This window comes from Streptomyces sp. bgisy130, assembly GCF_057708345.1.
The window spans coordinates 1-23457 of the sequence record NZ_JBYISA010000022.1 but is presented as its reverse complement, the minus strand read 5'-3'; the positions used below and the strand labels follow the sequence as shown (position 1 = coordinate 23457).

The following is a 23457-nucleotide window of genomic DNA, read 5'->3' as shown; positions in this document are numbered from 1 at the left end:
GCGGTCAGCTCGCGCAGGCCGGGTCGGCGACGGTGACCCGGTCGATATGGGCGGCGAGTTCGCCGACCGTCATGGCCAGGATCTGGTCGATGTCCTTCTCCGCGAGCAGGCCGAGAAGGTCCACCGAGGTGCCGTAGCGCTGCTGGAGCAGTTCGGCCAGCGCGACGAACTCGATGCTCTCCAGGGCCAGATCGTCATTGAAGGTGGTGGCGCAGGTGATCTCGCCCACGACGAGAAGTTCGTCGCCGACGACGCTCACCAGCATGTCGGTGATCTCGGCCAGGATCGTCCGGGTGCGCTCGGGGAGCGGATCAGCTGCCATGGGTGGCCTCCGTGGGAGTGAGGGTGTCGGTGCCCGTACGGTCCTCGGGCCGCGGCCCGGTCCAGGCGACGACATGGCGCCCGGACAGGTCATCGACCGAGTCGAGGTGGACGAGGTGGGGCCGGCCGTCCGGGGAGACCACCCGGAGCGCGCCGCCCGGTGCGGGCGTCACGGCCCACTCCAGCGGCCGCCGGCCGGGGCCGCCGCCGGCCGCCTTCGCCGCGGCCTGCTTGGCGCACCAGAGTGCGGTGAGCCAGTAGGCGCGGCCGGTGTGCCCGGGCGCATGCCGTGCGTGGAGGTCGTCCGCCAGGCGGCGTTCGGCCGGGGAGAGGGCGATCCGTTCGAGGGCCTGCGGATCGTCGGTGACCCGCTCGATGTCGATGCCGACCGGGCCCGACCGGTGGGCGAGGGCGACGGCGAGCCGGTCCTTGTGCGCGAGCGTGAGATGGAGGCCGTGGGCAAGCGGGCCCTCCGGGCAGGGGCGGCCGTGCCCGTCGGTGCCGATCCGGATCTCGGCCGGGAAGACGGGCCCCGCACCCGACTCCCACAACAGTTCCCGCACCGCGTCCTTGGCCGCGATCCGGCCCAGCAGCCAGGGCGCGCGGGCGCGCGGCGCACACCCTTCGTAGCGGGCCCGCTCGGCCGCGCCCAGATAGCGGCGCATCACCAGCTCCTGCGAGGCCGGGTCCGACCAGCGGCGCCGGGCCAGACACCAACCGCCCGGACGGGGCTCCCCGATACCGCACACCTCCGGGGTGAACTTCATCGGCCACACCCGCTCATCGGCACCGAAGCGCCGGTACGTCCAGCCCTCCAGACGCGCCCACACACGGCCGTCGGCGCCGCACAACTCCACCTCGCCGCGCACCGAACCGCCCCTGACCTCACGGATCCGGGCGGTGGCCGCCAGCAGCGCGCCCGCCCGGGGCGGCGGGCCGTAGAGCCGTACGCGTTCCAGGGACGCGGGGAACACCAGCCGGTCGCCGCTCAGTTTCAGCTGCATCCAGTGGCCGAGGAGCTGCCCCGCGGCGTCCAGCAGGGCACCCGGGGCGGGCAGGGCGCGCAGCGTGCCGCGGATGCCGTCGGCGGCGAGCGTACTGACCTCGTGGACCCCGGCGAACGCGGGCCCGTGGAACATCCACCGGTCCCGGTAGAGCGCCTCCGCACTCACCGGCGCCGGCCGCCCCGCCGTCAGGCCCGCGGGGTCGGGGGGCGGCGGAGCCGGGTGCCGCGCCGCCAGGTGGACGGTGACGGCGGCGTAGTCCCCCAGACTCACCCGCACCCGGCCGTCCCCGTCGGGGGTGGCGCTCACCGGCAGGTCGACGGGCGGCGCAACGGCCAGCCAGCGCAGGGCCCGTACGTCGGAGTAGCCGGTGACCAGGCCCCCGGGGCACACCTCCCGGGCCGCCTCGGCCGCCAGCTCCAGCAACGTGGTCATGGGGACGACGGGGAACCGGTCAGCGGGCTCGGGCCAGCCCTCGGGCTGAAGGTAGACGCAGTGGTCACGGACGTAGGGGAGGGTCTCGAGGGAGAGGGGGCGGTGGGTGTGGTGGGGGGTGGGGGGTGGAGCGGGTGTGGGTGCCGCATGGGCGGTGGGTGGGGTGGGGGGTGAGGGGAGGGACGTGGTGGCAGCAGCGGCAGCCACGGTCCGGGCGGCGGCCCGGGCTTCGGCGAGGACCGCGTCCAGGGCCTGTTGGAGCGGTTCGGCGGCGGTGGGGCGGGGGTGCGGCAGGGCTTCCTCGCCCCCTTGGAGGTGCGGTAGCGCCTCCTCGCTCCCTCCGCCTCGGAGGTGCGGTAGCGCTCCCCCGCCCCCTCCCCCTCCTCCCCCTTCGGGGGAGGGGGCGGGGGTGGGGGCGGGGGGTGGGGGCGAGTCGGCAGGCACGAGCGCCAGGCCGCCGGGCGTCCCTCCGCCGAGGCGGACCAGCGGCGAGTCGAGGTCGAGCCGTACCGCCGCACCGGCTCCCGCCGGAACCGCTGCGGGGCCGGTGACCCGGTTCCCCGCGTGGTCCCGCGCCCGGGCCGTGGGGCGGCTGTCACCGGCCGGGGCGGGGCCTCGCGACGGTGCCAGCCGGTCCCACCGTGGGTTCAGCCCCTCGGTCCACAACGCGGCCGCCAGTCTGCGGAGTTGGGCGGGGCCGTCGCGGCGGGGGTCGGCTGCCGCGACGGCGAGATGGTCCTGGCCGTGGAGGGTGTCGGAGACGAAGCCGGTGAGGCTGCCGGCGCCTGCCTGGACGAAGGCGCGGACGCCCGATTCGTAGAGCCGCCTGGTCAGCTCCTGGAAGCGGACCGGTTCCAGGAGGTGCCGCAGTACCAGCCGGCGGATCGCGGAAGGGCCGTCCGGGAAGGGGGCGGCGGTCGTCGCCGACCATACGGGGAGCCGCTGGTCCCGTAGCGGCAGGGCATCGAAGGCGGTGCCGGTCTGATGGAGGTAGGGCGCCCACATCGGGGTGTGGAAGCCGGAGCGGAAGGGCATCTCCTGGGCCCGTACGCCCTGGCCGGTGAGCCTGCGGACGGCCTCGGCCAGCGGCTCCGGCGCTCCGCAGATCACCGACTGGTGCGGGCAGTTGTCATGGCTGACCGCGATCCGCTCCAGGCCCGCGAGCGCGGCGGCCGCCTGCGGGGCGCCGCAGCCCAGGGCCGCGTAGACCAGGTCGGGTACGGCGAGCGAGCCGGGCCGCAGCGAGTCGAGGAAGGCGTCCACGGCCTCGGGCGGATACATTCCGGCGACCACCATGGCGGTCCACTCGCCGAGGCTGTGGCCGGTCAACAGGTCGGGGGCGAGGCCCAGTTCGTCCAGGGCGCGGGCGAGCAGGCGGCCGACGGCGAGACTGTCCACGGCGCGTTCGACCAGACCGGTGCCGCCGGAGACCGCGGGCCGGGGCAGGGCCAGCCGGTCTGCGAGGTCGTCCACCCGGGGCGGCGGCTCCGCCTCCAGCCCCGGGAACAGGAAGGCGAGCCGCGCGCCCTCCTGCCGGGCGTACGGGCCGAAGAACGGGGCCGGGGTGAACCACACCTCGCCCCGGCCCCGCCAGGGCAGGCCACGGGCGAGGATCTTGGCGGCGAGGGCGCGGCGCTGCGGGGTGGGGTCGAGGAGGGCGAGCCGGCAGGGGCCGTCGTCGTGCGCGGGGGCCCCGGTGGTGTCCTCGGTGGTGCCGCGCACCTCCATGTCCCGTAAAGCGTCGGCTAGTTGGGCGGGGGTGTCCGCAGCGAGCAGGATGGCGCGCTCCGGCTCGGCGGTGCGGAGCCGAGGCGTCCGCTCGGCGGTGCGGAGCTGAGCCGCCCCCTGCACCGCCCGCTCGGCCGTACCGAGCTGAGCCGCCCGCTCGGCCGTACGAAGCTGAGCCGCCCCCCGCACCGCCCGCTCGGCCGCCCACAGCGGAGGCGTCCCGTGTGGGGCCGGCGCCGCCGGGGTCCGTCGGCCCGGGGCCTCTTCCAGGACGGTGTGGGCGTTGATGCCGCCGAAGCCGAAGGCGTTGACGGCCGCGCGCAGCGGTGTCCGGCCGGCGTCCCACGGCTCGGCCTCGGTGACCGGACGCATTCGGGTCCGTGCCAGGCCCTCGTGCGGTTCGTCCAGATGCAGGGTCGGCGGCAGCGTCCGGTGGTGGACGGCGAGTGCCGCCTTGATCAGTCCGGCGATCCCGGCGGCCTGCATGGTGTGGCCGAGCATCGACTTCACCGAGCCCAGGCCGACCGGCGGAAGGCCGGCGCGGGGTGTGCCGAACACCCGGGCCAGGGTGTCGAGTTCGATGCCGTCGCCGACCGGGGTCCCGGTGCCGTGGGCCTCCAGCAGGCCGAGCGCCGCGGGGTGTGCGGGGTCGAGCCCGGCGCCGGACCAAGCCTGCGACAGCGCGCTGATCTGGCCTTCCGGCCGCGGGCTCATCAGGCCGGCGGCGCGGCCGTCCCCCGCCACTCCCGTGCCGCGGATGACCGCGTACACCCGGTCGCCGTCGCGCTCGGCGTCGGCCAGGCGCTTGAGGAGGACGACACCGGTGCCTTCGGAGAGCAGGGTGCCGTCGGCCCGGCGGTCGAAGGGACGGATGTGCTGGGTGGGGCTGAGCGCCCGCAGCTGGGTGAAGACGCTCCACAGCGTGGCGATATGGCAGTGGTGCACGGCTCCGGCGACCATGAGGTCACAGCGGCCGGCGGCCAGCAGATCGACGGCCTGTGCCACGGCCAGCAGGGAGGAGGCGCAGGCCGCGTCGAGGGTGTAGGCGGGGCCGCGGAAGTCCAGTCGGTTGGCGGTGCGGGCGGCGGTGAAGCTGGGGACCAGGCCGATGGAGGCCTCGGGCTGTTCGGGGCCGAGGCTCGCCTGGAATGCCTCCCGTACGGCCGCGATCCTCGACTCGTCCAATTCCGGAGCGAGTTCGCGCAGGGTCACGGCGAGCTGATGGGCCGTACGGACCCGCTGGTCGAGCCGGGCGGTGGCGACGCCCATGAAGCCGCCGCGGCCGAGGATGACGCCGATACGGGAGCGGTCGGCGGGCAGCCGCTCTTCACCGCCCGCGTCGGCGATGGCGTCGGTGATGGTGCGCAGGGCGAGCAGCTGATCGGGCTCGGCGCCCCGGACGGCGGCGGGCATGATGCCGAAGCGGGTGGGATCGAAGGCGGCCGGCCCGTCCAGGAAGCCGCCCCGGCGGCAGTAGAAGCGGTCGCTGCGGGCGGGGCCCTGGGCGGCCCGCGGGTCGTAGTAGATCTCCGGGTCCCAGCGGCCGGGCGGCACATCGGTGATGCAGTCGGTACCGGCCACCAGGTTGCGCCAGTACGCGGCGAGGTCCTCGGCGCCGGGGAACAGCGCCCCCATGCCGACGATCGCGGCGTCCGTGGGCCGGGGCCCGGTCTGCCGGGCGGGCCCCTCACTCATCGCCCGTCCTCTCCCCGCCGGCCTCCGCCGCCAGCACGACCTGGGCCGCCGTACCGTGGGCCAGTTCGTCCAGGAGGGCGTCGGCCGCGGCGTCGGGATCCAGGAGCGGGATGCCCCGTCGGGCGTAGGCGCGCGCCAGTTCGGGGGTGACCATGCCGCCGCCCTCGGCCGCCCACGGGCCCCAGTCCACGGCCAGGACGCGCCGGGACGAGCGGGCCGACCAGGCCGTGGCGAGGGTGTCCAGGGCGTCGTTGGCGGCGGCGTAGTCGGCCTGGCCGCGGTTGCCGAAGACCCCGGCGACGCTGCCGAAGAGGACGAGGAACCCGGGGTCGTCACCGACTGCGGACAGCAGATGGCGGGCACCGTCGACCTTGGTGGCGAAGACCCGGGCGAACGAGGCCGGGTCCTTGTCGCGCAGCAGCTTGTCCGCCAGGGTGCCGGCGCCGTGCACGATCCCGTCGAGGCGGCCGTGCCGGGCCCGGATGTCCCGCACCACGGCGTGTACGGCGGCTTCGTCGCTGACATCCGCCGCGTGGTAACGCACCGAGGCGGCGAACGGGGCCAGGGCGGCGAGGGTGGCGGTGATCTCGCGGCGGGCCAGCACTGCGCCGGCGGCCGCCTCGATCTCGGCGGGTCTGCGCAGCCCTTGGGCGAGCAGCGCGGCACGCAGCGCGATGCGGTCATGGGCATGGGCGAGGGCCGGGTCCTCAGGGGTCTCCATCAGGGGCGTCCGGCCGAGGAGTTCGATGTGGCACCCGTGCGCGCGGGCCAGGGCGAGGGCCGTACGGGCGGTGATGCCGCGCGCCCCGCCGGTCAGCAGCACCACGGAACCGGCGCCGAGCGACGGCCGGCCGGGGTCGGTCCGGTCGTCCGGCAGGGGCGTGGGGACGGTGCGCAGGGTGGTGCGGGTGCCGTTGGTACGGCCGATGACGACCGGCTCCCCGGGGGCGCAGAGTTCGGCGAGGAGGTGGGCGGCAATGCGTTCCGGGCGGTCCTTGGGGTCGAGGTCCACGGCGCGGATCAGGACGTCGGGGTATTCGAGGGCGGCCGTACGGGCGAAGCCGCGCAGCCCGGCACCGGGCAGCGGGTCGGGAGCGTCCGCGGTGGCGTCCTGGCCGAAGGTGCCACCGGCCGCGGTGGCCAGCAGCAGACGGCGGGCCCCACCGGTCAGGGCGGCGCGCCATGCCGCGAACTGTCCGGGCAATGCGGCGCCGCGGCCCGCCCGCAGGGCGCTCAGGTCCACCACTCCGCCGGTCCCGTCGGCGGCGCACCCTTCCAACCGCTCGGCGGGGACGGTGCGTACCCGTGCGCCATGGCTCTCCAGCAGGGCCGTGAGGGCCAGCGCCACGCCCTGACCGTCCTCCACCACGACGAAGTCGCTGCCCGCCACCACCTCGGCGGGCGGCCTTGCCGCGGGCGGGCCGAGCGGGGTGACCCGGACCAGGGAACGGGTGGGGCGCAGCGGCACCGGGCCGACGTCAGATGCCTCCTCCGGGGCGAAGGGTGCTCCGGTGGCGGGCGCGGACGCTGCGGGCTGCACCGGCGCGGCCGGAGCTACCTGAGCGACCGGGGCGGGCCCGGCTTCGGCCGGCCCGGGCACGCTTTCGGCCGGCGTCGGCGGAGGCTCCGGGCGGGCGGCGGCGATCCAGTCGACGATGCCGCTGATGGTCTTGACGCGGGCGAGCTGTTCCACGGCCGACTCCATGGCCCCGTCCGCGTCCTGCGGCAGTCCGATCCGGTCGGCCAGCGCGCCGACGATCTCCACGCGCTTGATGGAGTCCACCGAAAGGTCCGCCTCCAGGTCGAGCCCGGCGTCGAGCATCTCGTGGGGGTAGCCGGTCCGCTGGTGGATGATCTCCCTTACGGCATCGAGGAGTTCGGCGGGGCTTAGTGGCCGTGGGCCGGTGGCGGGAGGCTGGGCGGCGGCGGTGTCGGCGGCAATCACGGGCCCGCCCCCAGCTCCGACCCCATCTCCGACCTCGGCCCCGGCCCCGGCCCCGGCCCCGGCCCCGGCAGCCTCGGTATACGGCGGGCCGCCCCACTCCTGCACGGAAGCCGACTCGACCGGCCGGACGGGCGCAGGAGCCTCCCCCAAGTACCGCAACACCACATCCCGTTGGGATGCCACCAGCTCCCGCGTCGTACGCAGATACTCCAGCACGGCGTCGCGCCGGGCGGCGTCCCCGGCAGCCGCACCGCCACCGGCAGCCGCACTGCCACCGGGGGCCACACCGCCACCGGCAGCCGCACCACCACCGCCGACCGCTGCGCTCTCCCCGCCCACCATCCGCACCACGCCCTCCTCGCTCCGCCGGGTGTCCACCCGCCCGGTGTCCACCCGCCGGGCCGGGCGCAGTCCGCCAGGCAGGCAGGCGCCGTCGGCGGTGCGCACCGTGTGGCCGTTCACCAGCCACCCCGGGCGGCGGGGCGGCGCGTCGGGCAGGAGTTGCGCGCGGCCGCGGAACAGCGCCTCCGGGTCGACCGGAACCCCGGCCGCGGCGAGCCGGGCCAGGACGTGTGGCAGCCGGGCCAGCCCGGACTCGCCCGGTACGTCCAGCGCGAGGGCGGTGTGCGCACGTTCGCCCAGGATCTGCCCGACCAGACCGGTGAGCACCCGGCCGGGACCGGCCTCCACGAAGGTGCGCACCCCGGCGGCGTACATGTCCTCGATCTGCGCGACGAAGCGCACCGGCGCGGCGACCTGGCCCGCCAGGGTGTCCCGCACCGCGGACGCCTCGCGGGCGTAGGGGCGCGCGGTGGCACCGGACCACACCGGGAGGGCGGGCGCGGTGACCTCGGTCGCGGCCAGTTCGGCGGCGAGTGTGTCGCGGGCGGCGGTGAGTTGCGGGCTGTGGAACGCGCAGGCGACGGGCAGCCGGCGCGCCTCGGTGCCGGCCGTGCGCAGCGCCGCCACGGCCGCTTCCACGGTGTCCGTGGGGCCGGAAATCACGCTCTGTTCGGGTGCGTTGTGGTTGGCGACGACGACACCGGTGTCGCGGGTCAGCTCCTGTACCCGGTCCGGTGCGGCCACGACGGCGGCCATCGCGCCGGGGTCGTCGCCGGCGGCCGAGAGGATCGCCTCGCCGCGGCGCGCACTGAGCCGGAGCAGCGCCGCGGTGTCATAGGCGCCCGCGGCCCACAGGGCGGTCAGCTCGCCGTACGAGTGTCCCGCCGTGCAGTCGGGGCGTACTCCGAGGCTGGTGAGCAGCCGGTGTGCGGCGGCGGAGGCCAGGCCGAGCGCCGGCTGGGCGACCCGGGTGTCGGTGAGGGCGGTCTGCTGGGCGGCCCGGTCCTCGGGGGTGAAGGCGGCGGGCGGGAACATGGCCGCGACGCAGTCCGGATCGGCGGCGTCCAGCAGGCCGCGCAGCGCCGGGAAGGCGAGGAACAGCTCGCCGAGCATTCCGGTGCGCTGGCTGCCCTGGCCGGGGAAGAGGAAGGCGAGCAGCCCGGGGTCGGCGTCGCGGAGGCGCGGGTGGACGCCGTCGGTGGCGGTGAACCGGCGGGCGGGGACCAGCTTGGCGGCGAGATCGTCGAGATCCTCGGCCACCACGCAGACCTGGACCGGCCCGTCCGCCGCCGCGGTCTCGGCGGCCAGGTCGCGCAGCGGCCACGGGCGTCCGGCCTGGTCGTTCGCCGCCAGCCGCGCGGCGAGACGGTCCATGGCGCGTACGGCGGCGGACCGGTCGGCGCCACGGAAGCAGAAGAGCTCGGCGGGCCAGTCCGTGAGGGCGTGCGCGGGTTCCGGGGCGCCGTCGTAACCGGCGAGCACGGCGTGGTAGTTGGTGCCGCCGAAGCCGAAGGCGCTCACTCCCGCGATACGGCGTGCCACGGGGACCGGCCATGGCCGGGCGCGTCCGGTGTCGAAGCGGAACGGGCCGGTGTTCGCCTCGGCGGGCCGCGTCAGATGGAGGGTCGGCGGCCGCACTCCGGCGTGCACCGCCCGCGCTGCCTTGATCAGTCCGGCCAGGCCGGCGGCGCATTTGGTGTGCCCGATCTGCGACTTGACCGAGCCGAGGGTACAGCTGCCCGGTGCCGCGCCCGCGGCCTCGAACAGCTCGGTGAGGACGGCGAGTTCGGTGGTGTCGCCGACGACGGTTCCGGTGCCGTGGGCTTCGAGGAGGCCGACGTGCGCGGGGCTGATCCCGGCCCGGTCGTAGGCGCGTTCCAGGGCCCGTCGCTGGCCCTCGGGCCGTGGGGCGGTCAGCCCGAGGGACCGGCCGTCGCTGGAGGTGCCGACCGCTTTGACGACGGCGTAGATCCGGTCGCCGTCCCGTTCGGCGTCCGCGAGGCGTCTGAGGACCAGACAGCCGACGCCCTCGCCGAGCGCGATCCCGTCGGCCGCCGCGTCGAAGGGCCGGCAGCGGCCGGTGGGGGACAGTGCCTGTACGGAGGCGAACATCAGGTAGTCGTTGATGCCGTTGTGCAGATCGGCGCCGCCGCACAGCGCCATATCGGCGTCGTGGTCGCGCAGTTGGCGGCAGGCCAGGTCGAGTGCGGCGAGTGAGGAGGCGCAGGCGGCGTCCACGGTGCAGTTGGCGCCGCCCAGGTCGAGGCGGCTCGCGATGCGTCCGGCGATGACATTGGCGAGCACGCCGGGGAAGGAGTCCTCGGTCAGCCGGGGCAGCTCGGCGTCGAGGGCGGGCGGCAGGTCGCCGAGGTAGGCCGGGTGCAGGGCGCGCAGCCCGTAGGCGCCGGCCAGTTCGGTGCCCGCCTCGGCGCCGAACACCACGCTGGTACGGGCGCGGTCGAAGTCCCGGCCGGCGTATCCGGCGTCCGCCAGGGCCTTGGCGGCGGCGTCGAGGGCGAGCAGCTGCACCGGTTCGATGCCGGTGAGGGAGGCCGGGGGGATGCCGTGGGCGAGGGCGTCGAAGGGGAGCGGGGGCAGGAAGCCGCCCCAGCGCGACGGGGTGCGCTCGCCCGCCCGTGCGGGGTCCGGGTCGTGGTAGGTGGCGGCGTCCCAGCGGTCGGCGGGCACCTCGGTGACGGAGTCGACACCGGTGACCACATTGGACCAGTAGCGGGCCGCGTCGGGCGCGCCGGGATAGCAGCAGGCCATGCCGACGATGGCGATGTCCAGCGGCGCCGCGTCCCGCTCCGGCTGTCCGGCCGGTGGCCGGAACTCCCGGGCCTGCTCGGCGAGTTGTGCGGTGGCGCCGTCGGTCACGGCGGTGTGCAGCGCGGCGACGGTGGTGGTGGCGCGGCGGGCGGTGGCGGCCTGGCCCAGCATGTACAGGCCCTCCCGGCGCTGGTCGCGTTCCCCCACGGGCGCGGGCGGCCCGCCGTCGGTGTGCCGCAGGCCCTTGCTCGCGATCCGCAGCCGTCCGAGGTTGCGCCGCTCCAGCTCCTCCCAGCGGGCCCGGGGGTCGGTGCCGTGAGCGGCCAGGCGCCGGTCGGCCGCGGCGAAGTCCTCGGTATAGGCGGTGTCGGCGCAGCGAGTGGCGTGTCCCGGGGCAGTCCGCAGCAGTACGGTCCGGTCGCAGGCCAGGGCGGTGTCCTGGAAGCCGGGGAGGACGGCGCCGGTGGCCACGGCCTCCTCCGTGAAGAGGTAGGCGGTACCCATCAGGACGCCGATACGGGCGCCGAGTTCGGCGAGCGGGGCGGCGGCGGCCGCGGCCATGGCGGCCGAGCGGGCGTCGTGGATACCGCCCGCGAACAGCACGTCCAGCCCTTCGGCCGTCCCGCCGTGCGTACGGGCATGTACGGTCAGCCGCTCGATCTGCTCGTCCCACAGGGGGAAGCTGGCCCGGGGGCCGATGTGTCCGCCGCACTCCTGTCCTTCGAAGACGAACCGGCGGGCGCCTTCGGCGAGGTAGCGCTCCAGCAGTCCGGGCGCCGGGACATGGAGGTAGGTCCGGGTCCCGGCCGCTTCGAGGGGCGCGGCCTGGGCGGGCCGGCCCCCGGCGATCAGGGCGTACTCGGGGGCGAACTCGGCCACCGCGGCGAGCTGTTCGCGTCGCAGTCCGGGCGGGGTGAAGCCGAGCAGGCCGACGCCCCAGGGCCGTTCGCCCAGCCGCTCGGCGGTCTCGGCCAGCAGCCGGCGGACCTGTGTGCCGTCCATGACGGCGAGCGCGAGAAAGGGCAGCCCGCCCTCGTCGGCCACGGCCGCGGCGAACGCGGCCTCGTCGCTGACCCGGGTCATCGGCCCCTGGGCCACCGGGAGATGGCGGGCGCCGGGGCGGGGGGCGAGCGGGCGCAGGCGCGCCGCGGCGTCGAGATGACCGGTGAGAGCGGCCCGTACGGCCTGCACGATGCCGCCGGTGGTGCGGTGGCGGGCGGCAAGCCGGGCGGCGAACGCACCGTCCTGGCCGATGGGGAGCAGCTGGGTGCGCAGGTCCCGGGCACCGAGGCGGGCGGCGATCCGGGCGGGATCGGCGTCGGTGGCGGGGCCATGGCCGGCGGCGGGGCCGGGGTCGGTGGCGGGGCCGGTGGTTCCGGCCTCCGCTCCCCCGCCGTCCGCTCCCCCGTCCTGCGCCTCCCCGGCTTCGCCGCCCACCACGGGCGGGCGGAGGTCCGGGCGGGAGAGGACCCGGTGGCCCGCGACGAGGGTGGTCTCGCTGCCGTCCATGGCGCGGATCGCGGCGGCGACCGCCCGGGGCAGCCGCTCCTCGCCCTCGGTGGTGAGCGCGAGCTGGGAGTCGAGCAGCACACCGGCCGCCCCGCCGGCCACGGCCGCGGCGGCGGTGTGCGGGCCGATGCCCCCGGCTGCGAGGACGGGGACGGTCACGGACGGGTCGGCCAGCAGGCGCTGGAGCAGGACACAGGTGGTGAGTTCGCCGACCCTGCCGCCCGACTCATGGCCGCGGGCGACGAGCGCGGTGGCCCCGGCGGCACACGCTGCGGCGGCCTCCTCAGGGGTGGTGACCTCGGCCCAGACGCGGCGCCGCCCACCGTCGGCCCAGTCCGCCGGCCGCCCGGGTGCCGGGCCGTGGGCGGCCTCCGGCTCGGCGGCGGCCCAGGCCCGTGGGTCGGCGAGCAGCACGGTGTCGACCGTCACGGGCAGATCGGCGGGCGTCAGCGGGCACCCCACCGGTATCCGTACGCCGTGGGACAGCCCGTCGAGCCGGGCGAGCGCGGCGTGCGCCGGGCCGGGGTCCCGGCCGAGGTCCAGCAGGCCCAGCGCGCCCGCGCGGGCGGCCGCGAGGACGATCCGCTCGCCCGGTTCCTCGAACGGCGAGAGCGCCACGACGAGATCGCGGCCGGCGGCCTCGGGCCCGGCGGGAGCGGTCCCCGGGTGTGCGGCACCGGCGGTCCGGGCGGCAGCGGCGGGCCCGGAGCCGGAAGGCCCGCCGGACTCCGGACCGTCGGGCGGAGCGTCCGGGCCGGTAGTTCTGGAAAGGGGGGTGCCGGGGAACGGGGGCCGGGGGACCACGGGCGCTCCTTCTGCCGGGGGCGAACACGCTGACCACTGCCACCTGCGGTAACCAGCGGTAGCCACCGCTGATGCCGCGTTGCATCGTGAGGCCACCCCCGTGCACTGTCAACGCAACTGCAACAGGCAGTTGTTGAATGCGCCAAGGTCACGACGGCGGCCCCCGGACCACCCCGTGCCCCCGCCGCCCCCGCACTGACCTGCGCTTTACTGCCCCGCGCCGCCGCCGTACCGGGCCCGCCGGGCCGCTCCGCCGCCGCGTCGGCGACCGAAACCCGCCCCCCGGTCCCTCAACCCGCCCGCAGCACCCCGGGGACAGTGTGCGAGCGCGCTATGCGAGCTGATTTTGCTTGAGCTCCAGCTCGCACCAGACCGTCTTGCCGACGCCGAGTACGTGGATGCCCCAGCGGGCCGAGAGCGTGCGGACGATCAGTAAGCCGCGGCCGTGCGACGCGTACGGCGGGAGCTCGCTGACGCAAGGGAGGCATTCGCCGCGGGCGTCGGTTACGGCGATGCGGAGTACGGAGTCGGTGTGGGTGAGGCGTACGCGGAAGAGGCGGCCGCGGACGCGGGCGTGGCGCAGAGCGTTGGTCGCCAGTTCGGAGACCAGGAGTTTTGCGTCGTCGGCCAGTTGGTCGTGGCCCCATTCGGCGATGAGGCGGGCGGCGCGGTTACGCGCCAGGGCGATGCTTTTGGGGCGTGGGGTGTAGTCGAGCACGTCCTCATGGAGGACCACTTCTGCCGGGTTGGGATGTGGGGCGATCATCTTTGGCCACCTCCGGTTCAGGGCAGGAGGCAGCCGTCACCGACTGGTCTCGCTGCGCGAGCGGTTCACTACGCAAGGTAGGCATTCGAGCGAGATCGTTTCAATTCACCTTGGGGTAATTAACCCGCGCGAGTTGCGAGCTCCGTACGGCCGGCGCCAGACTGCTCGCGTGACAGCAAGCCAGCCAATGCAGGGAAACAGCACGTCAACTGTCCTGGGTCGCAGGCTGGGTGGGGAACTCACTCGCCTGAGGACAGCAGCTGGTCTGACGCAAACTCAGGCCGCCAAGACGCTCAGCGCTTCCACCAACAAGGTCGCGAAGATGGAGGGCGGTTGGGTCCCCATGCGCGACCCGGACATCCGCGCCTTGTGTGCGCTGTACGGCGTGGACGAACCAGCTGCCGTGGGCGGGCTGCTTGAGGTGGCGCGCGTCGATCGCGAGCGGCGTAAGGCCAAGGGCTGGTGGAACGATGCGCCCTTCTCTCCCACGATGAAGGAATACGCAATCTTGGAGAGCGCGGCGACGGCCATCAGGACGTGGCAGCTCGCCTTCATCCCGGGGTTGCTGCAAACCTCCGATTACGTGCGCGCGCTGAACTCGGACGATCACTTCGTGACCGCACGATTGGCACGACAGCGCCGCCTCGTCGACAACCCTCCGCTCCGTCTATCGGCGGTCCTCCACGAGGGCGCGCTCCGGACTCTCGTCGGCGGCGCGGACGTGATGCGCGGGCAGCTCGAAGACCTCACTGCCGTCTCCCAGCTCCCGAATGTCAGTGTCCGCGTACTCCCGTTCAGCACAGGAGCCCAACTTGGTATGGGTTGCGGCTTCAGCGTCATCTCATTTGCCGAACCCGGAGCGATGGACGTGCTCTACAAGGATGTCCCGCTTCATCCGCTGTGGCTCGAAGGCGGAGAAGGGGCTGCTCAACATGATGAACTGTTCGAGAGAATCGCACAGCATGCCCTCAGGGAGGGTGATTCGCGAGCGTTCATCAGCAGCCTCAGCAAAGAACTGTGAGCCATGACCGATTACAGCTACCGCAAGTCCAGCTACAGCGATCACAAGGAAGAGTGCGTGGAGGTGGCCACCAACATCCCGGGCACAATCGCCATACGCGACTCCAAGAACCCCGCAGGCCCCATACTCCAGCTGGCCCCGGACACCTGGACCGCCTTCCGGAGCGCCGTCGCAGCAGGCCGGTTCGAGCGGTAGGGGTCGCGCCACCGGCTAGAACCAGGGCTTGCCCTTCGGTCGGCCCGGCCCGCGACGAGGTCGCGGGCCGGGCCGGGTCAGGACGCCAACAGGCCCCGGCGGCTCAGCCGTTGAGGCTGGTGTGGTTCCACCAGCCCTGGCGGCCGACGGTGAAGTCGACGGCCGGGCCGGACCCGTCGATCTTGCCCTGGTACTGCTGCCCCTTCTTCAGCGGGCTCTCGATCAGCTTGTCGTGGGCGTCCCTGATCGAGTCGATGACGAGGGTCGGGACCTTCTTCAGCAGCGCCGGATCGATCGGCTGCCTGGGGGTGACGGTGATGGCCTCGTCCCAGTTGGGGCGCTCCGCGAGCTGGTGGGCCATGTGGACCTCGTCGCCTGCGCCGAACACCAGGTAGGTGAGGTATTCGGGGTAGGGCAGATTGCCCAGCTTGCGGAAGGAGAGCACGTTCTCCGGCTTGCAGTCCACCATGGTCTCCGCCGTGGTCATCTGCTGGAAGTCACGGCTGCCGTCCGGCTTCACGACGACCCGCTCCAGATGGACCCCGAACTCCTTGCCCTGCTGGAGCTCGGGGAGTTCGAAGTGGTGCGGGCAGCGCAGGGAGTAGAAGACCCGCTCGTTCTCGTGCTGGGCCAGATCCTTCAGGTACCTGTCCCGCAGTTCGCCGTTGTCCTTGATGGAGAAGTTGAAGACCGCCTGGAAGTTGTGGCCGGACTGGGGGTTGTACAGCGCCAGGTGGTAGAAGAACAGGTTCTTCTTGCCCAGCAGCAGGAAGCGGTGGATGTGCTCGTGTGCTGCCGTGGAGTCGGATGCGGGGGTGGGGGTCATGATGAGTTCTCGCCTTTCGTGGGTGGGGGGTTGTGGTGGAAGCTCCGCTGCCGCCGGGACCAGAAGGGCCGGTCGGGCCAGCGGGCTTCCTGCGCGTGCACGGCGCGGTGGCCGTGCTGGTAGGCGGTACGGGCCGTGCTGACCTTGGCCGCGTAGTCGGCCAGGGCCCCCCGCTCGCCGTGCAGCCGGGCGTCGACGGCCTGGCCGGCGCTCAACCCGGTGTAGAGGGCGGTGAGGATGCCCTGGGAGCTGAGCGGGTCGAAGGCGGCCGCCGCGTCCCCGGCGGCCGTCCAGCCGTCGCCGTGCACCCGGTCCAGATGCGCGCTGTGGGCGGCGGCCCGGCGGGGCGGGCGCAGGGTGGTGAGCCCGTGCGGGCGGGCCCGGCGGGAGATGTGCCGGGTGGCCAGCAGCCGTTGACGGAACCGCTCGGCGCCGCGCCCGGCGGCGACCGGCAGGTCGGGGTCGGTGAAGTAGGCGACCAGCCGCTGCCGGGAGGGCAGCAGCGCGGTGTACCACCAGCCGTCCTGGTCGGACTCGACCAGCGAACGGCCGTCGAGGGGGGTCTGCGGGGCCGGGTCGAGGGTGAGGTGGAGGGCGGTCAACTGGTCGCCGGTGCGCCGCCGGGCGCCGGAGCGGACGGCGATCGCGGCGCCGCGCCCGGTGGCGTCCACCACCCAGCGGCAGCGCACCGTACGTTCCCCGGCCCGGCCGGCCCGGTCGCGCAGGGCGAGCCGCCAGGTGCCGTCCGACTGCCGGGAGGGGCTCCGTACGGCGGTGTGCTCGGCGACCTCGGCGCCCGCCGCACCGGCGGCGGCGCGCAGCCGGCGGTCGAAGAGCGGACGGTCCAGGTGCCAGCCGTGGCCGTAGGGGTCGTGGAGGAAGTCCACGGCGTGCAGCTCCGGCGAGCCCCAGGCGGACAGGTTGCCGTGGCAGGGCAGATGGCCGCTGCCCAGGACCGGTTCGGCGACACCGAGGTCGGCGAGCAGCAGCCGGCCCATGGACACCAGCGCCTCACCGGCCTTGGGCGGGCCGGTGCCCGCGTCGGCCAGCAGGACCGTCCGGCCGGCGTGGGCGAGGGTGAGCGCGGCGGCACAGCCGGCCGGGCCACCGCCCGCGACCACGACGTCGTAGGCGGGGGCGGGGGTCACGGGGTGCCGTGGAAGGGGTCGAGCTTCTCCAGGTATCCGGCGGCGATCGACGACTCGTCCCGGCCGGTTGTCTCCATGACCTCCTGGATGGCCTGTTGGACGAGCATGGCTTCGACGGTCTCGGCCGCGATCTTGCCGGTCCAGATCTCGGCCGCGCCCGCCAGTTGGGGCACGCCCGCCTCGGGCACCTGGATGTTGAAGAGGTTGGCGTCGTCGGGGGCCGGCGGGTAGCCGGGCTCGGACTCGACCTGGATGTACCGGGGGAACTTGTTGTCGCCCACGGTGTATTCGTGCGGCTCGACGATGCCGAACTTGTACCAGTCGTCGATCATCTGCCGGCGCTGCTTGTTGAAGTCAGTGCCCTTCAGGCCGCGCAGCCAGACCGCCCGGTGCTCGAACGCCTTCTCCCTGGCGCTGTCGTCGGAGCCGCTGGGCGGGGTGTTGACGGTCGCGAAGTCGGACTGCTTGAGCACGTGGTTGGGCATCTGGGCGGGCCAGAAGGTGGGCAGGTAGGGGCTGTAGCGGGGGCCGAGCCCGGACCGTACCTGATAGCCGGAGCGGCAGCTCGCGGTGTCGCACTGCCAGGGGGCGGCCATCCAGCGGGTGAGGTCGCCCGGTCCCTGTGCGTGCAGCGGGCCGTTCTTGCCCAGGGCCTCCTGGACGCTGAGCGCGTCTCCGTAGTCGGGTTCCGGGTTCTCCGGTGTGCGGTGCAGGATGCGGAAGGGCTCGGCGTACATGGTCTTGTGCCGCATCGGCCAGGTGACCTCGCAGCCCGGGTGGAACGCGTCGGCGGCGCAGTTGTCCAGCGCGGCCCGGTCCAGCAGACCCGGTCGCAGGGCGACGGGCGCCGCGTCCACGTCCGGGTGGCCCTTACGGGGCGGGCCGGTGGTGAAGCGGCCGTCGGCCCATTGGGCCAGCATCCGGTCCTGCTCGGAGGAGATCTTGATGTGCTGCCGGACGGAGGTGGGTGTGCTGCTGGACATGTTGTCGCCGTAGAGCCACGGCCAGGGCAGCGGGGACGTCCCGTCCCGCTCGTAGTCACGCATGTGGATATAGACCTGGCGGCGGAGTTCCCGGCTGGCCGGGCCCGGGTCGGCGAGCCGCTTGCGCATGGCCGGGTCCAGGAAGTCGTGCGGGCCTGCCCAGCCGAACTGGGTGGCGAAGCCGTGGTTGGTCCACTGGAGCTCACAGAAGCGGCTCAGCAGCGGTTCGATGTGTTCCGGGTAGGAGATCTGCTGCACGGCGGGCAGGGTCTGCTCGGTGACGAACACGTCGTAGAGCAGGTCGTAGAGGGTGCGGACGGTCTTCACACCGGGCGCGTAGTGCGGCGGGGCGATCACGGCCCAGGCCGGGCTCGCGGTCTTCGTGACGCCGCCGATGGTGACCTCCGCCGTGACCGGACCGTCGGACACGTCGTCGTACCAGGTGTCATTGTTCGCGACGCCGGAGATCGGCTTCTCGGGACTGGCGTAGGAGGCCGACTTGCCGACGCCGCCGACGACCACCAGGCGGCCGTCCTCCTGGGCGGAGATCGATCCCAGGGAGACCGGCTTGTTCATGATCTTCCCGGCGAAGGCGGCGGTCTCGTGCAGGGAGGCGCGGATCTGCTTGCGGCCGGCGTCGATGACGAGCTTCTTCCGGTCGGCGCCCCGGACGTCGAAGTTCCGCCGGCGCCGCTGGGCCTCCGGCAGGCTGAGCGCCTCGGGGATGTCGAGCGGGAGGTGGAACTGGTACCAGGCGGCCTTCTTGTTGGCCAGGTGCACCGACCACTTGATCTCGGTGACGCCGTCCTCGCCCAGTTTGAGTTCCCGGACGGCCTCCCCGGCCTGGTTGTAGCCGTAGACCCGGAAGCGGGCGGCCTGCCGGATGACCTTCCCCGAGCTGTCCTTGTACGAGCCGGGCGGCAGCGGCGGCTGGTCCGGGGATTCCGGGCCGATGAAGGGCGGTTTGTCGCTGTTGCCGACCCGGGCTATGCCTATGGCGGGATGGATCTTGACCTGGACTATCTGCGTGTCCATCGAGGAGCCTTTCGCTGGGCGGGTGTGCTGCCCCCCGACGGCTCAAACGTGGATCAGCCCGGTGCCCGCCGTGACCTCCAGGCATCGCAATGGATGAACGGGTTCACCCTTTCGTGTCGGCGGCCCGGCCCGCTGCCGCCGTACGCAGCGGGCGCCGCGCCGCGGACCGCCCTCGTCAGTCGTCGGCGAGCCCCAGCAGCGCGGGCTTGTCGGCCAGGTCGCGGAAGGCCGCCCGCGGGTCCTGGAGCAGCTTGCGCTCGGTGAGGTCGAGCAGCCCGCAGACGGCGCTCACCTCGGCGGCCACCGTGCCGTCCGTCGTGCGGACGGTCTGCTCGATCCGGAAGGTCTTGCCCTCGCCCCAGACGAACGCACAGCTGACCTCGACCTCGTCACCGGCCCGCAGCTCGCGCCGGTAGCGGATGGTGGTCTCGACGGTCACCGGGCCGACGCGGCGGTCCACCATGGTGCTCTGGCGGATGCCGCTCGCCTGGAGCAGCGACCAGCGGGCGTGCTCGGCGTACTGAAGGTAGACGCTCTGGTTGAGATGGCCCTGGGTGTCCGTCTCGTAGCCGCGCACCGTGATCCCGACGGCGAACGGCTCCGCCGCGTCCGTACCGGCTGCCGGCTCCGCTGCTTCTGTCATGCGCGCTCTCCCCGCTCCCCCATCGGCGCCGGTCCGCCACGTGGGCCCCCGGGGCCTCATTGGCCACTGGCTTCACATCGTAGGTGTGGCGGTCACGGGGCCGGGGGTCTTTCCCGGGACCGGTCCCCGGCCCGTGTGCGGCGGCCGGGGACCGGACGCTGACGGCAGGGGCGGGCGCGTCAGGGGCTGCCCGTCTTCAGCCGCAGGTTCCACTTGTCCAGGATCTCGCCCACCGGCTGGAAGATGGTGAGGGTGGCACCGCCGAAGTTGCCGCAGCCGGCGGCGCCACCGCCCGAGTGCACGCCCAGGGCCTTCGGCGCGCTGGGCTGGGTGACATACGAACCGCCCGAATCGCCGGGCGCCGAGCAGGCGTTGGTGAACGACAGGCCCTCGATGACCGTGTTGCCGTAGTCCACGGTCTGGTCGACCCGGGTGATCTCCCCGCAGTGCCAGCCGCTGCTCTGCCCGGAGTGGCACAGCGACATGCCGGCCAGGCCCTCCTGCGCACCGGTGACGGTGACCGGCGTACCGCCCTGCCCGGCCACGTCCGCGCTGACCGTCCAGTCCGGCCGGTCGACCTCGACCAGCCCGAAGTCCCCCTCGCGGTCGTTGACGCTGTACCCGCCGCCGGGGTTGGAGGTCCCCATCCGGCTGCCGTCCTTGCCGAACGCGGCCTGATCGGCGGTGAGCGTGCAGTGACCGGCCGTCAGAAAGCCCTGGAAATCGCCCGGTCCGGTCACCGAGAAGCCGATGGAACAGATGCCGTCGCTGCCGGGCATCCAGCGCTCACCGCCCACCACCGTGCCGCCCTGCTGACGCGGCGTCTGGTCGCTGCGCTCGACGGTGACGGGGATCCGCGACCGGGCCCCCAGCGCGCGCACGGACGTCTCGAAGGCGGCGGTCCGGGCGGTGCGCCGGGTGCGGTCCATGCGGACCACCACACCGTTGGCGCGCTCGTCGACGCCCCAGCCGGTGATGCCGGGGACCCCGTCGCCGGCCCGGTCGGTGATCCGCCCCACCAGGGTCGTGAGCGCGGTGCGGCTGTGCGGCACCGTCTTGGGGACCGCCCCGGCGGCGCGCACCCGTTGGGCGTCGGCGGCGCCGGTGACCGCGACGACGAGTTTGCCGGTGGTCCGGTCGAACCACATCCCGGCGGGCGGGCTGCTCAGCGTCCGGCGCACGGCCGCCGCGGCACGGTGCGCATCGGTCTCCTGCGCGAGCCGGGTCCGCACCTGCACCGCGTTCAGCCCGAGGTCCCGGCGCATCGCGTCGAGCATGCCGCGCGGTGTGGGCTGGGGCGAGGGGTCGGGCCGGGGCACGCCGTGCGCCGGGCCGAACGGGCCGGCCGCCGCCACGACGGTGGCGACGGCCGCGCCCCAGAGGGCTGCCTTGCGAAAGCGGCGTTCCATCGGGGATCTCCTCGCGGTGTCGAGTGCACGTCGGATCCGATGTGGTGAGCGTGCTCGACACCGCGGTGTGCGGCATGAGGGCGGTCCCCGGCATCATGTCCCGGTGTTCCGTGAACCCGGCCGTCAAGTCCCCACCGTCCACGGCGCGGTGGCGTTCGTGCAGCTTCCCGAGGCGCTGCGCAATGTGACCTACTCGGGTGCCCGCCATCCGGGAGCGACGACACCTGAATGCCCGTCACACGTGGCGGACGGGGCAGCCGGTGCCCCCGGCCACCCCGCCCCGGGCCCCTTCGACGACCTGGCCGGGGGCGCGAACTGCCAGCGCTACGCCTACGCCGTGCTGCGCCACTTCGGCCTGCTGATCCCGCCGTTGCGCTCGGCGGAACTCTGGGCCGACGCACGGGCGACCCACCGGGTGGACCGTCCCCGGCCGCTGGATCTGGTCCTGTTCGACGGCGGCCCGGCGGCGGGCCGGCCACCGGGCTACGGCGCGCACGTGGGCGTGCACCTGGGCCCCGACCAGGTCCTGCACCTGTGCCGGGAGGCCGGCCGGCCCGCCGTATGGCGCTATGCGGACTTCGCGGCGCGGCCGCGCTACGGGCGCTTCCTCGGCGTCAAGCGGGCGGGGCGGGCCGAGGGGTACTGAGCGCTCCGGGGCCGACGAGGGCTGCCGAGGGGGCGCTGAGCGCTCCGGGCCGGCCGAAGGGCGCCGGACGCTCCGGGCGGGCCCAGGAGGTGCTGAGCGCTCAGAAGCCTCCGCCGTCGAAGCCGCCGCCACCGAAGCCCCCACCGTCGCCGAAGCCGCCGCCGTCACCGAAGCCGCCGCCGAAGTCGTCGCCGTTGAAGTCCGATCCGGAGTAGTCACCGCCGCCGGCGCCCGCACCGCCGAAGTCGGCGCCGTAGGCGGCGGACGACATCATCATGTTGCCGAGCAGCGTGCCCACCAGGAGGCCGGGCAGCAGGCCGCCGCCGAAGTAGCCGCCCGCCCAGGGGCCGTAGGCCGGGCCGGCGTCCCAGTAGGGGCGGTCGCCGTGCGCGGTCCTGACCGTACGGGCCAGCGGCTCCCGCCCGTCGTCCATCCGGCTCTTGTCCGCGGCGCAGACCGGCACGGTGCGCTCGGCACCGCCCTCCGGGGCCCACCGGACGTCCACGACGGACGGACCGTGCCGTGGATCGAAGAAGCAGGGCAGCCGGCGCTCGGGCAGCGGCTCGCCCTCCCGTCGTGCGGCCAGGGTGGCCAGCGAGAACCGGCCGTCCTCCAGCGCCTGGGTCACCCCCTGGACGTCGCCGGGGTGCTGGGCGGACGCCATCGCCGACTTGGCGTTCTCGTAGGAGTCCAGCGCATGGCTGTAGTCCGCGCGCATCGCGTCGTCGGCGCCGGGCTCGGCGGGGTTGAAGTCGAGCCGGTCCAGCTCCTCGCCGAAGGCGGTGATGTCCTCGTCGACGACGACCCGCAGATCCTCCAGCGCGGCCCGCTCCGCCTCGATCCGCCTTCTGCGGTTGCGGCGGGCGATCGCGTACGCGCCGCCGCCTCCGACGGCCACCAGCACCCCGAGCCCGATCGCCGTGCCGGTGTCGAAGCCGCTGCCGCCCGAGCCGCCCCAGGAGGCGGGGGCCTGGCCGTGTGCCGACCGTGCGGCCGTGTCGACGAAGCTGTTCAGGCGCTCGTTGACCGTCGGGTAGTCGGAGCTCTTGACCGATCCGACGAGGTTCTGCACCGAGTCGCGCGTCATCACCCGCGGGTCGGCGCCGGCGTTGAAGCCGTTGCCGAGCTCGACGGCGTAGACGCCGCTGATGCCGACCTTGGTGCGCAGGTCCCGCAGCAGGGTGCCGGGCTGGTACTCGGCGGCCCGGGGCAGCACGGCGACAAAGATCGGCTTGTCCGCGTCCTTGATTTTCTTGGCCAGCGCGTCCGCCTGGGCACGGGAGAACTGGTCCGTGGCGCGGGGATCGACGTAGACCGGGCCCTTCTCCAGGGCCGCCGCGGCCTGGTCCAGCCCCCCAGCGGCGCGGGCACCCGGTGCCATCGCGGCGACCACCGCCAGCAGTGCGGCCACCAGCAGGAGGACTGGTCCGATCAGCGCACGACGAGTTGCGGTCTTCATGTGTTCGACGCTACCCGAACCGCACTTTCAGGACATCACCGGAGCCGGGATCAATTCCGTCCCGAGCGGTGGATTCTCCCTCCCGTCCAGGGGGCTGTCGCGCCGGAACTGTCCATCCAGGTGATCGCTCAGCGCGTCGTTTTTGATGCTCGGAGTGCCGGGGATGTTCGGCTCGCCCCTCCCCCGAGGAAACGAGGAGACGATGTGCAGGGCCACCTCGATGGCCACCACTCTGGCCGTCGCCGTCGCCACCACCGCCGTCGGCTGCATGCTGGTGATCTCGCTGGCGCCGTCGCGCCCGGACACCGGGAAGAGTGGTCCCGCGGCCGGCCGGGCGATGGCCGCCACGGCCGGCCATGCGGGCTCGGCCGCGCGGGCCGCGACCTCCGCCCTCGGCGCCCCCGCCGCCAGCGCCGACCCCGAGGAGTTCGCCTCGCCCACGACGGGGCGGATCGAGGTGACCGCGCCGGAGCCGGGCGTCGACTACAAGGCAAACGGCAGTTTCGTGGTGGCCTGGAACAACAGCACGGGCGAGGAGGTGGACGTCTGGCTGCGGACGGCGACGGGCCAGGGCCGGTCGGAGCGGGTGGCGCTGGTCGCGACCAAGGCCGGTGCCGGGCGGGCCGGCGAGGCACTCGTGACGCTGCCCCGGGTGCCGCCCGGCAAGCGCTACTTCCTGGAGGTGGCGACCGCCGACGGCGCGGTCAGCGGCTTCAGCCGGATCTTCGCCATCACCAACTGACCGGCGGCCACCGGCCACCCCGGCCCACGGCT

The 23457-nt window shown here is 74.2% G+C and carries 14 protein-coding genes; 4 read left to right on the top strand and 10 right to left on the bottom strand.

Annotation, left to right across the window (positions count from 1 at the left end):
* Positions 1–4: 4 nt before the first annotated feature.
* From AC3EUV_RS25255 to AC3EUV_RS25240, 4 genes are all read right to left on the bottom strand, one after another.
* Positions 5–322 carry a phosphopantetheine-binding protein gene (locus AC3EUV_RS25255; protein ID WP_432143723.1) on the bottom strand — a complete coding sequence of 106 codons (318 nt, stop codon included), beginning with the start codon at positions 320–322 and terminating at the stop codon, positions 5–7.
* The gene (locus AC3EUV_RS25250) at positions 312–5183 is read right to left on the bottom strand and encodes a type I polyketide synthase (RefSeq protein WP_435603960.1); all 4872 of its coding nucleotides are present in this window, start codon (positions 5181–5183) and stop codon (positions 312–314) included. The genes AC3EUV_RS25255 and AC3EUV_RS25250 overlap by 11 nt, the downstream gene beginning before the upstream one ends.
* Positions 5176–12366 carry an SDR family NAD(P)-dependent oxidoreductase gene (locus tag AC3EUV_RS25245; protein WP_435603993.1) on the bottom strand — a complete coding sequence of 2397 codons (7191 nt, stop codon included), beginning with the start codon at positions 12364–12366 and terminating at the stop codon, positions 5176–5178. Before AC3EUV_RS25245 ends, AC3EUV_RS25250 begins: the two co-directional genes overlap by 8 nt.
* A gap of 517 nt (positions 12367–12883) precedes the next feature.
* Positions 12884–13318 carry an ATP-binding protein gene (locus tag AC3EUV_RS25240; RefSeq protein WP_432143721.1) on the bottom strand — a complete coding sequence of 145 codons (435 nt, stop codon included), beginning with the start codon at positions 13316–13318 and terminating at the stop codon, positions 12884–12886.
* A gap of 169 nt (positions 13319–13487) precedes the next feature.
* On the opposite strand from AC3EUV_RS25240, the gene AC3EUV_RS25235 reads away from it, so the two are divergent.
* The gene (locus AC3EUV_RS25235; RefSeq protein ID WP_432143720.1) at positions 13488–14339 is read left to right on the top strand and encodes a helix-turn-helix domain-containing protein; all 852 of its coding nucleotides are present in this window, start codon (positions 13488–13490) and stop codon (positions 14337–14339) included.
* Between the two features lie 3 nt (positions 14340–14342).
* Positions 14343–14534 (top strand): DUF397 domain-containing protein, encoded by a 192-nt coding sequence (locus tag AC3EUV_RS25230; RefSeq protein ID WP_432143719.1) that lies wholly within the window; start codon positions 14343–14345, stop codon positions 14532–14534.
* 103 nt (positions 14535–14637) lie between these two features.
* Here the strand turns inward: AC3EUV_RS25230 and AC3EUV_RS25225 are convergent, their stop codons facing one another.
* The 5 genes from AC3EUV_RS25225 to AC3EUV_RS25205 form a co-directional block, all read right to left on the bottom strand.
* Positions 14638–15360 (bottom strand): hypothetical protein, encoded by a 723-nt coding sequence (locus AC3EUV_RS25225; protein ID WP_435603959.1) that lies wholly within the window; start codon positions 15358–15360, stop codon positions 14638–14640.
* Entirely contained in the window at positions 15357–16508 is a 1152-nt protein-coding gene (locus tag AC3EUV_RS25220; RefSeq protein ID WP_432143717.1) for an FAD-dependent monooxygenase, read from the bottom strand. The genes AC3EUV_RS25225 and AC3EUV_RS25220 overlap by 4 nt, the downstream gene beginning before the upstream one ends.
* Positions 16505–18526: a LodA/GoxA family CTQ-dependent oxidase gene (locus tag AC3EUV_RS25215; RefSeq protein ID WP_435603958.1), complete on the bottom strand. Its 2022-nt coding sequence runs from the start codon at positions 18524–18526 to the stop codon at positions 16505–16507. Before AC3EUV_RS25215 ends, AC3EUV_RS25220 begins: the two co-directional genes overlap by 4 nt.
* A 175-nt stretch (positions 18527–18701) precedes the next feature.
* Complete coding sequence (locus AC3EUV_RS25210; RefSeq protein WP_435603957.1) at positions 18702–19169, bottom strand: acyl-CoA thioesterase; 468 nt, start codon at positions 19167–19169, stop codon at positions 18702–18704.
* Positions 19170–19348: 179 nt separating this feature from the next.
* Positions 19349–20578 carry a S1 family peptidase gene (locus tag AC3EUV_RS25205; protein ID WP_435603956.1) on the bottom strand — a complete coding sequence of 410 codons (1230 nt, stop codon included), beginning with the start codon at positions 20576–20578 and terminating at the stop codon, positions 19349–19351.
* Positions 20579–20681: 103 nt separating this feature from the next.
* On the opposite strand from AC3EUV_RS25205, the gene AC3EUV_RS25200 reads away from it, so the two are divergent.
* On the top strand, positions 20682–21224 hold the full coding sequence (locus tag AC3EUV_RS25200) for a cell wall hydrolase (protein WP_432143713.1): 543 nt from the start codon (positions 20682–20684) through the stop codon (positions 21222–21224).
* 100 nt (positions 21225–21324) lie between these two features.
* Here the strand turns inward: AC3EUV_RS25200 and AC3EUV_RS25195 are convergent, their stop codons facing one another.
* Positions 21325–22683 (bottom strand): hypothetical protein, encoded by a 1359-nt coding sequence (locus tag AC3EUV_RS25195; RefSeq protein ID WP_432143712.1) that lies wholly within the window; start codon positions 22681–22683, stop codon positions 21325–21327.
* Positions 22684–22885: 202 nt separating this feature from the next.
* Between AC3EUV_RS25195 and AC3EUV_RS25190 the strand changes: the two genes are divergently transcribed.
* On the top strand, positions 22886–23425 hold the full coding sequence (locus AC3EUV_RS25190; protein ID WP_432143711.1) for a hypothetical protein: 540 nt from the start codon (positions 22886–22888) through the stop codon (positions 23423–23425).
* The last annotated feature ends 32 nt before the right edge of the window (positions 23426–23457 follow it).

Excerpts from the sequence above, each read along its gene's own strand:
- AC3EUV_RS25255 (WP_432143723.1), bottom strand. The coding sequence starts at position 322 with ATGGCAGCTGATCCGCTCCCCGAGCGCACCCGGACGATCCTGGCCGAG.
- AC3EUV_RS25250 (WP_435603960.1), bottom strand. The coding sequence starts at position 5,183 with ATGAGTGAGGGGCCCGCCCGGCAGACCGGGCCCCGGCCCACGGACGCC.
- AC3EUV_RS25240 (WP_432143721.1), bottom strand. The coding sequence starts at position 13,318 with ATGATCGCCCCACATCCCAACCCGGCAGAAGTGGTCCTCCATGAGGAC.
- AC3EUV_RS25230 (WP_432143719.1), top strand. The coding sequence starts at position 14,343 with ATGACCGATTACAGCTACCGCAAGTCCAGCTACAGCGATCACAAGGAA.
- AC3EUV_RS25225 (WP_435603959.1), bottom strand. The coding sequence starts at position 15,360 with ATGACCCCCACCCCCGCATCCGACTCCACGGCAGCACACGAGCACATC.
- AC3EUV_RS25215 (WP_435603958.1), bottom strand. The coding sequence starts at position 18,526 with ATGGACACGCAGATAGTCCAGGTCAAGATCCATCCCGCCATAGGCATA.
- AC3EUV_RS25210 (WP_435603957.1), bottom strand. The coding sequence starts at position 19,169 with ATGACAGAAGCAGCGGAGCCGGCAGCCGGTACGGACGCGGCGGAGCCG.
- AC3EUV_RS25205 (WP_435603956.1), bottom strand. The coding sequence starts at position 20,578 with ATGGAACGCCGCTTTCGCAAGGCAGCCCTCTGGGGCGCGGCCGTCGCC.
- AC3EUV_RS25195 (WP_432143712.1), bottom strand. The coding sequence starts at position 22,683 with ATGAAGACCGCAACTCGTCGTGCGCTGATCGGACCAGTCCTCCTGCTG.
- AC3EUV_RS25190 (WP_432143711.1), top strand. The coding sequence starts at position 22,886 with ATGTGCAGGGCCACCTCGATGGCCACCACTCTGGCCGTCGCCGTCGCC.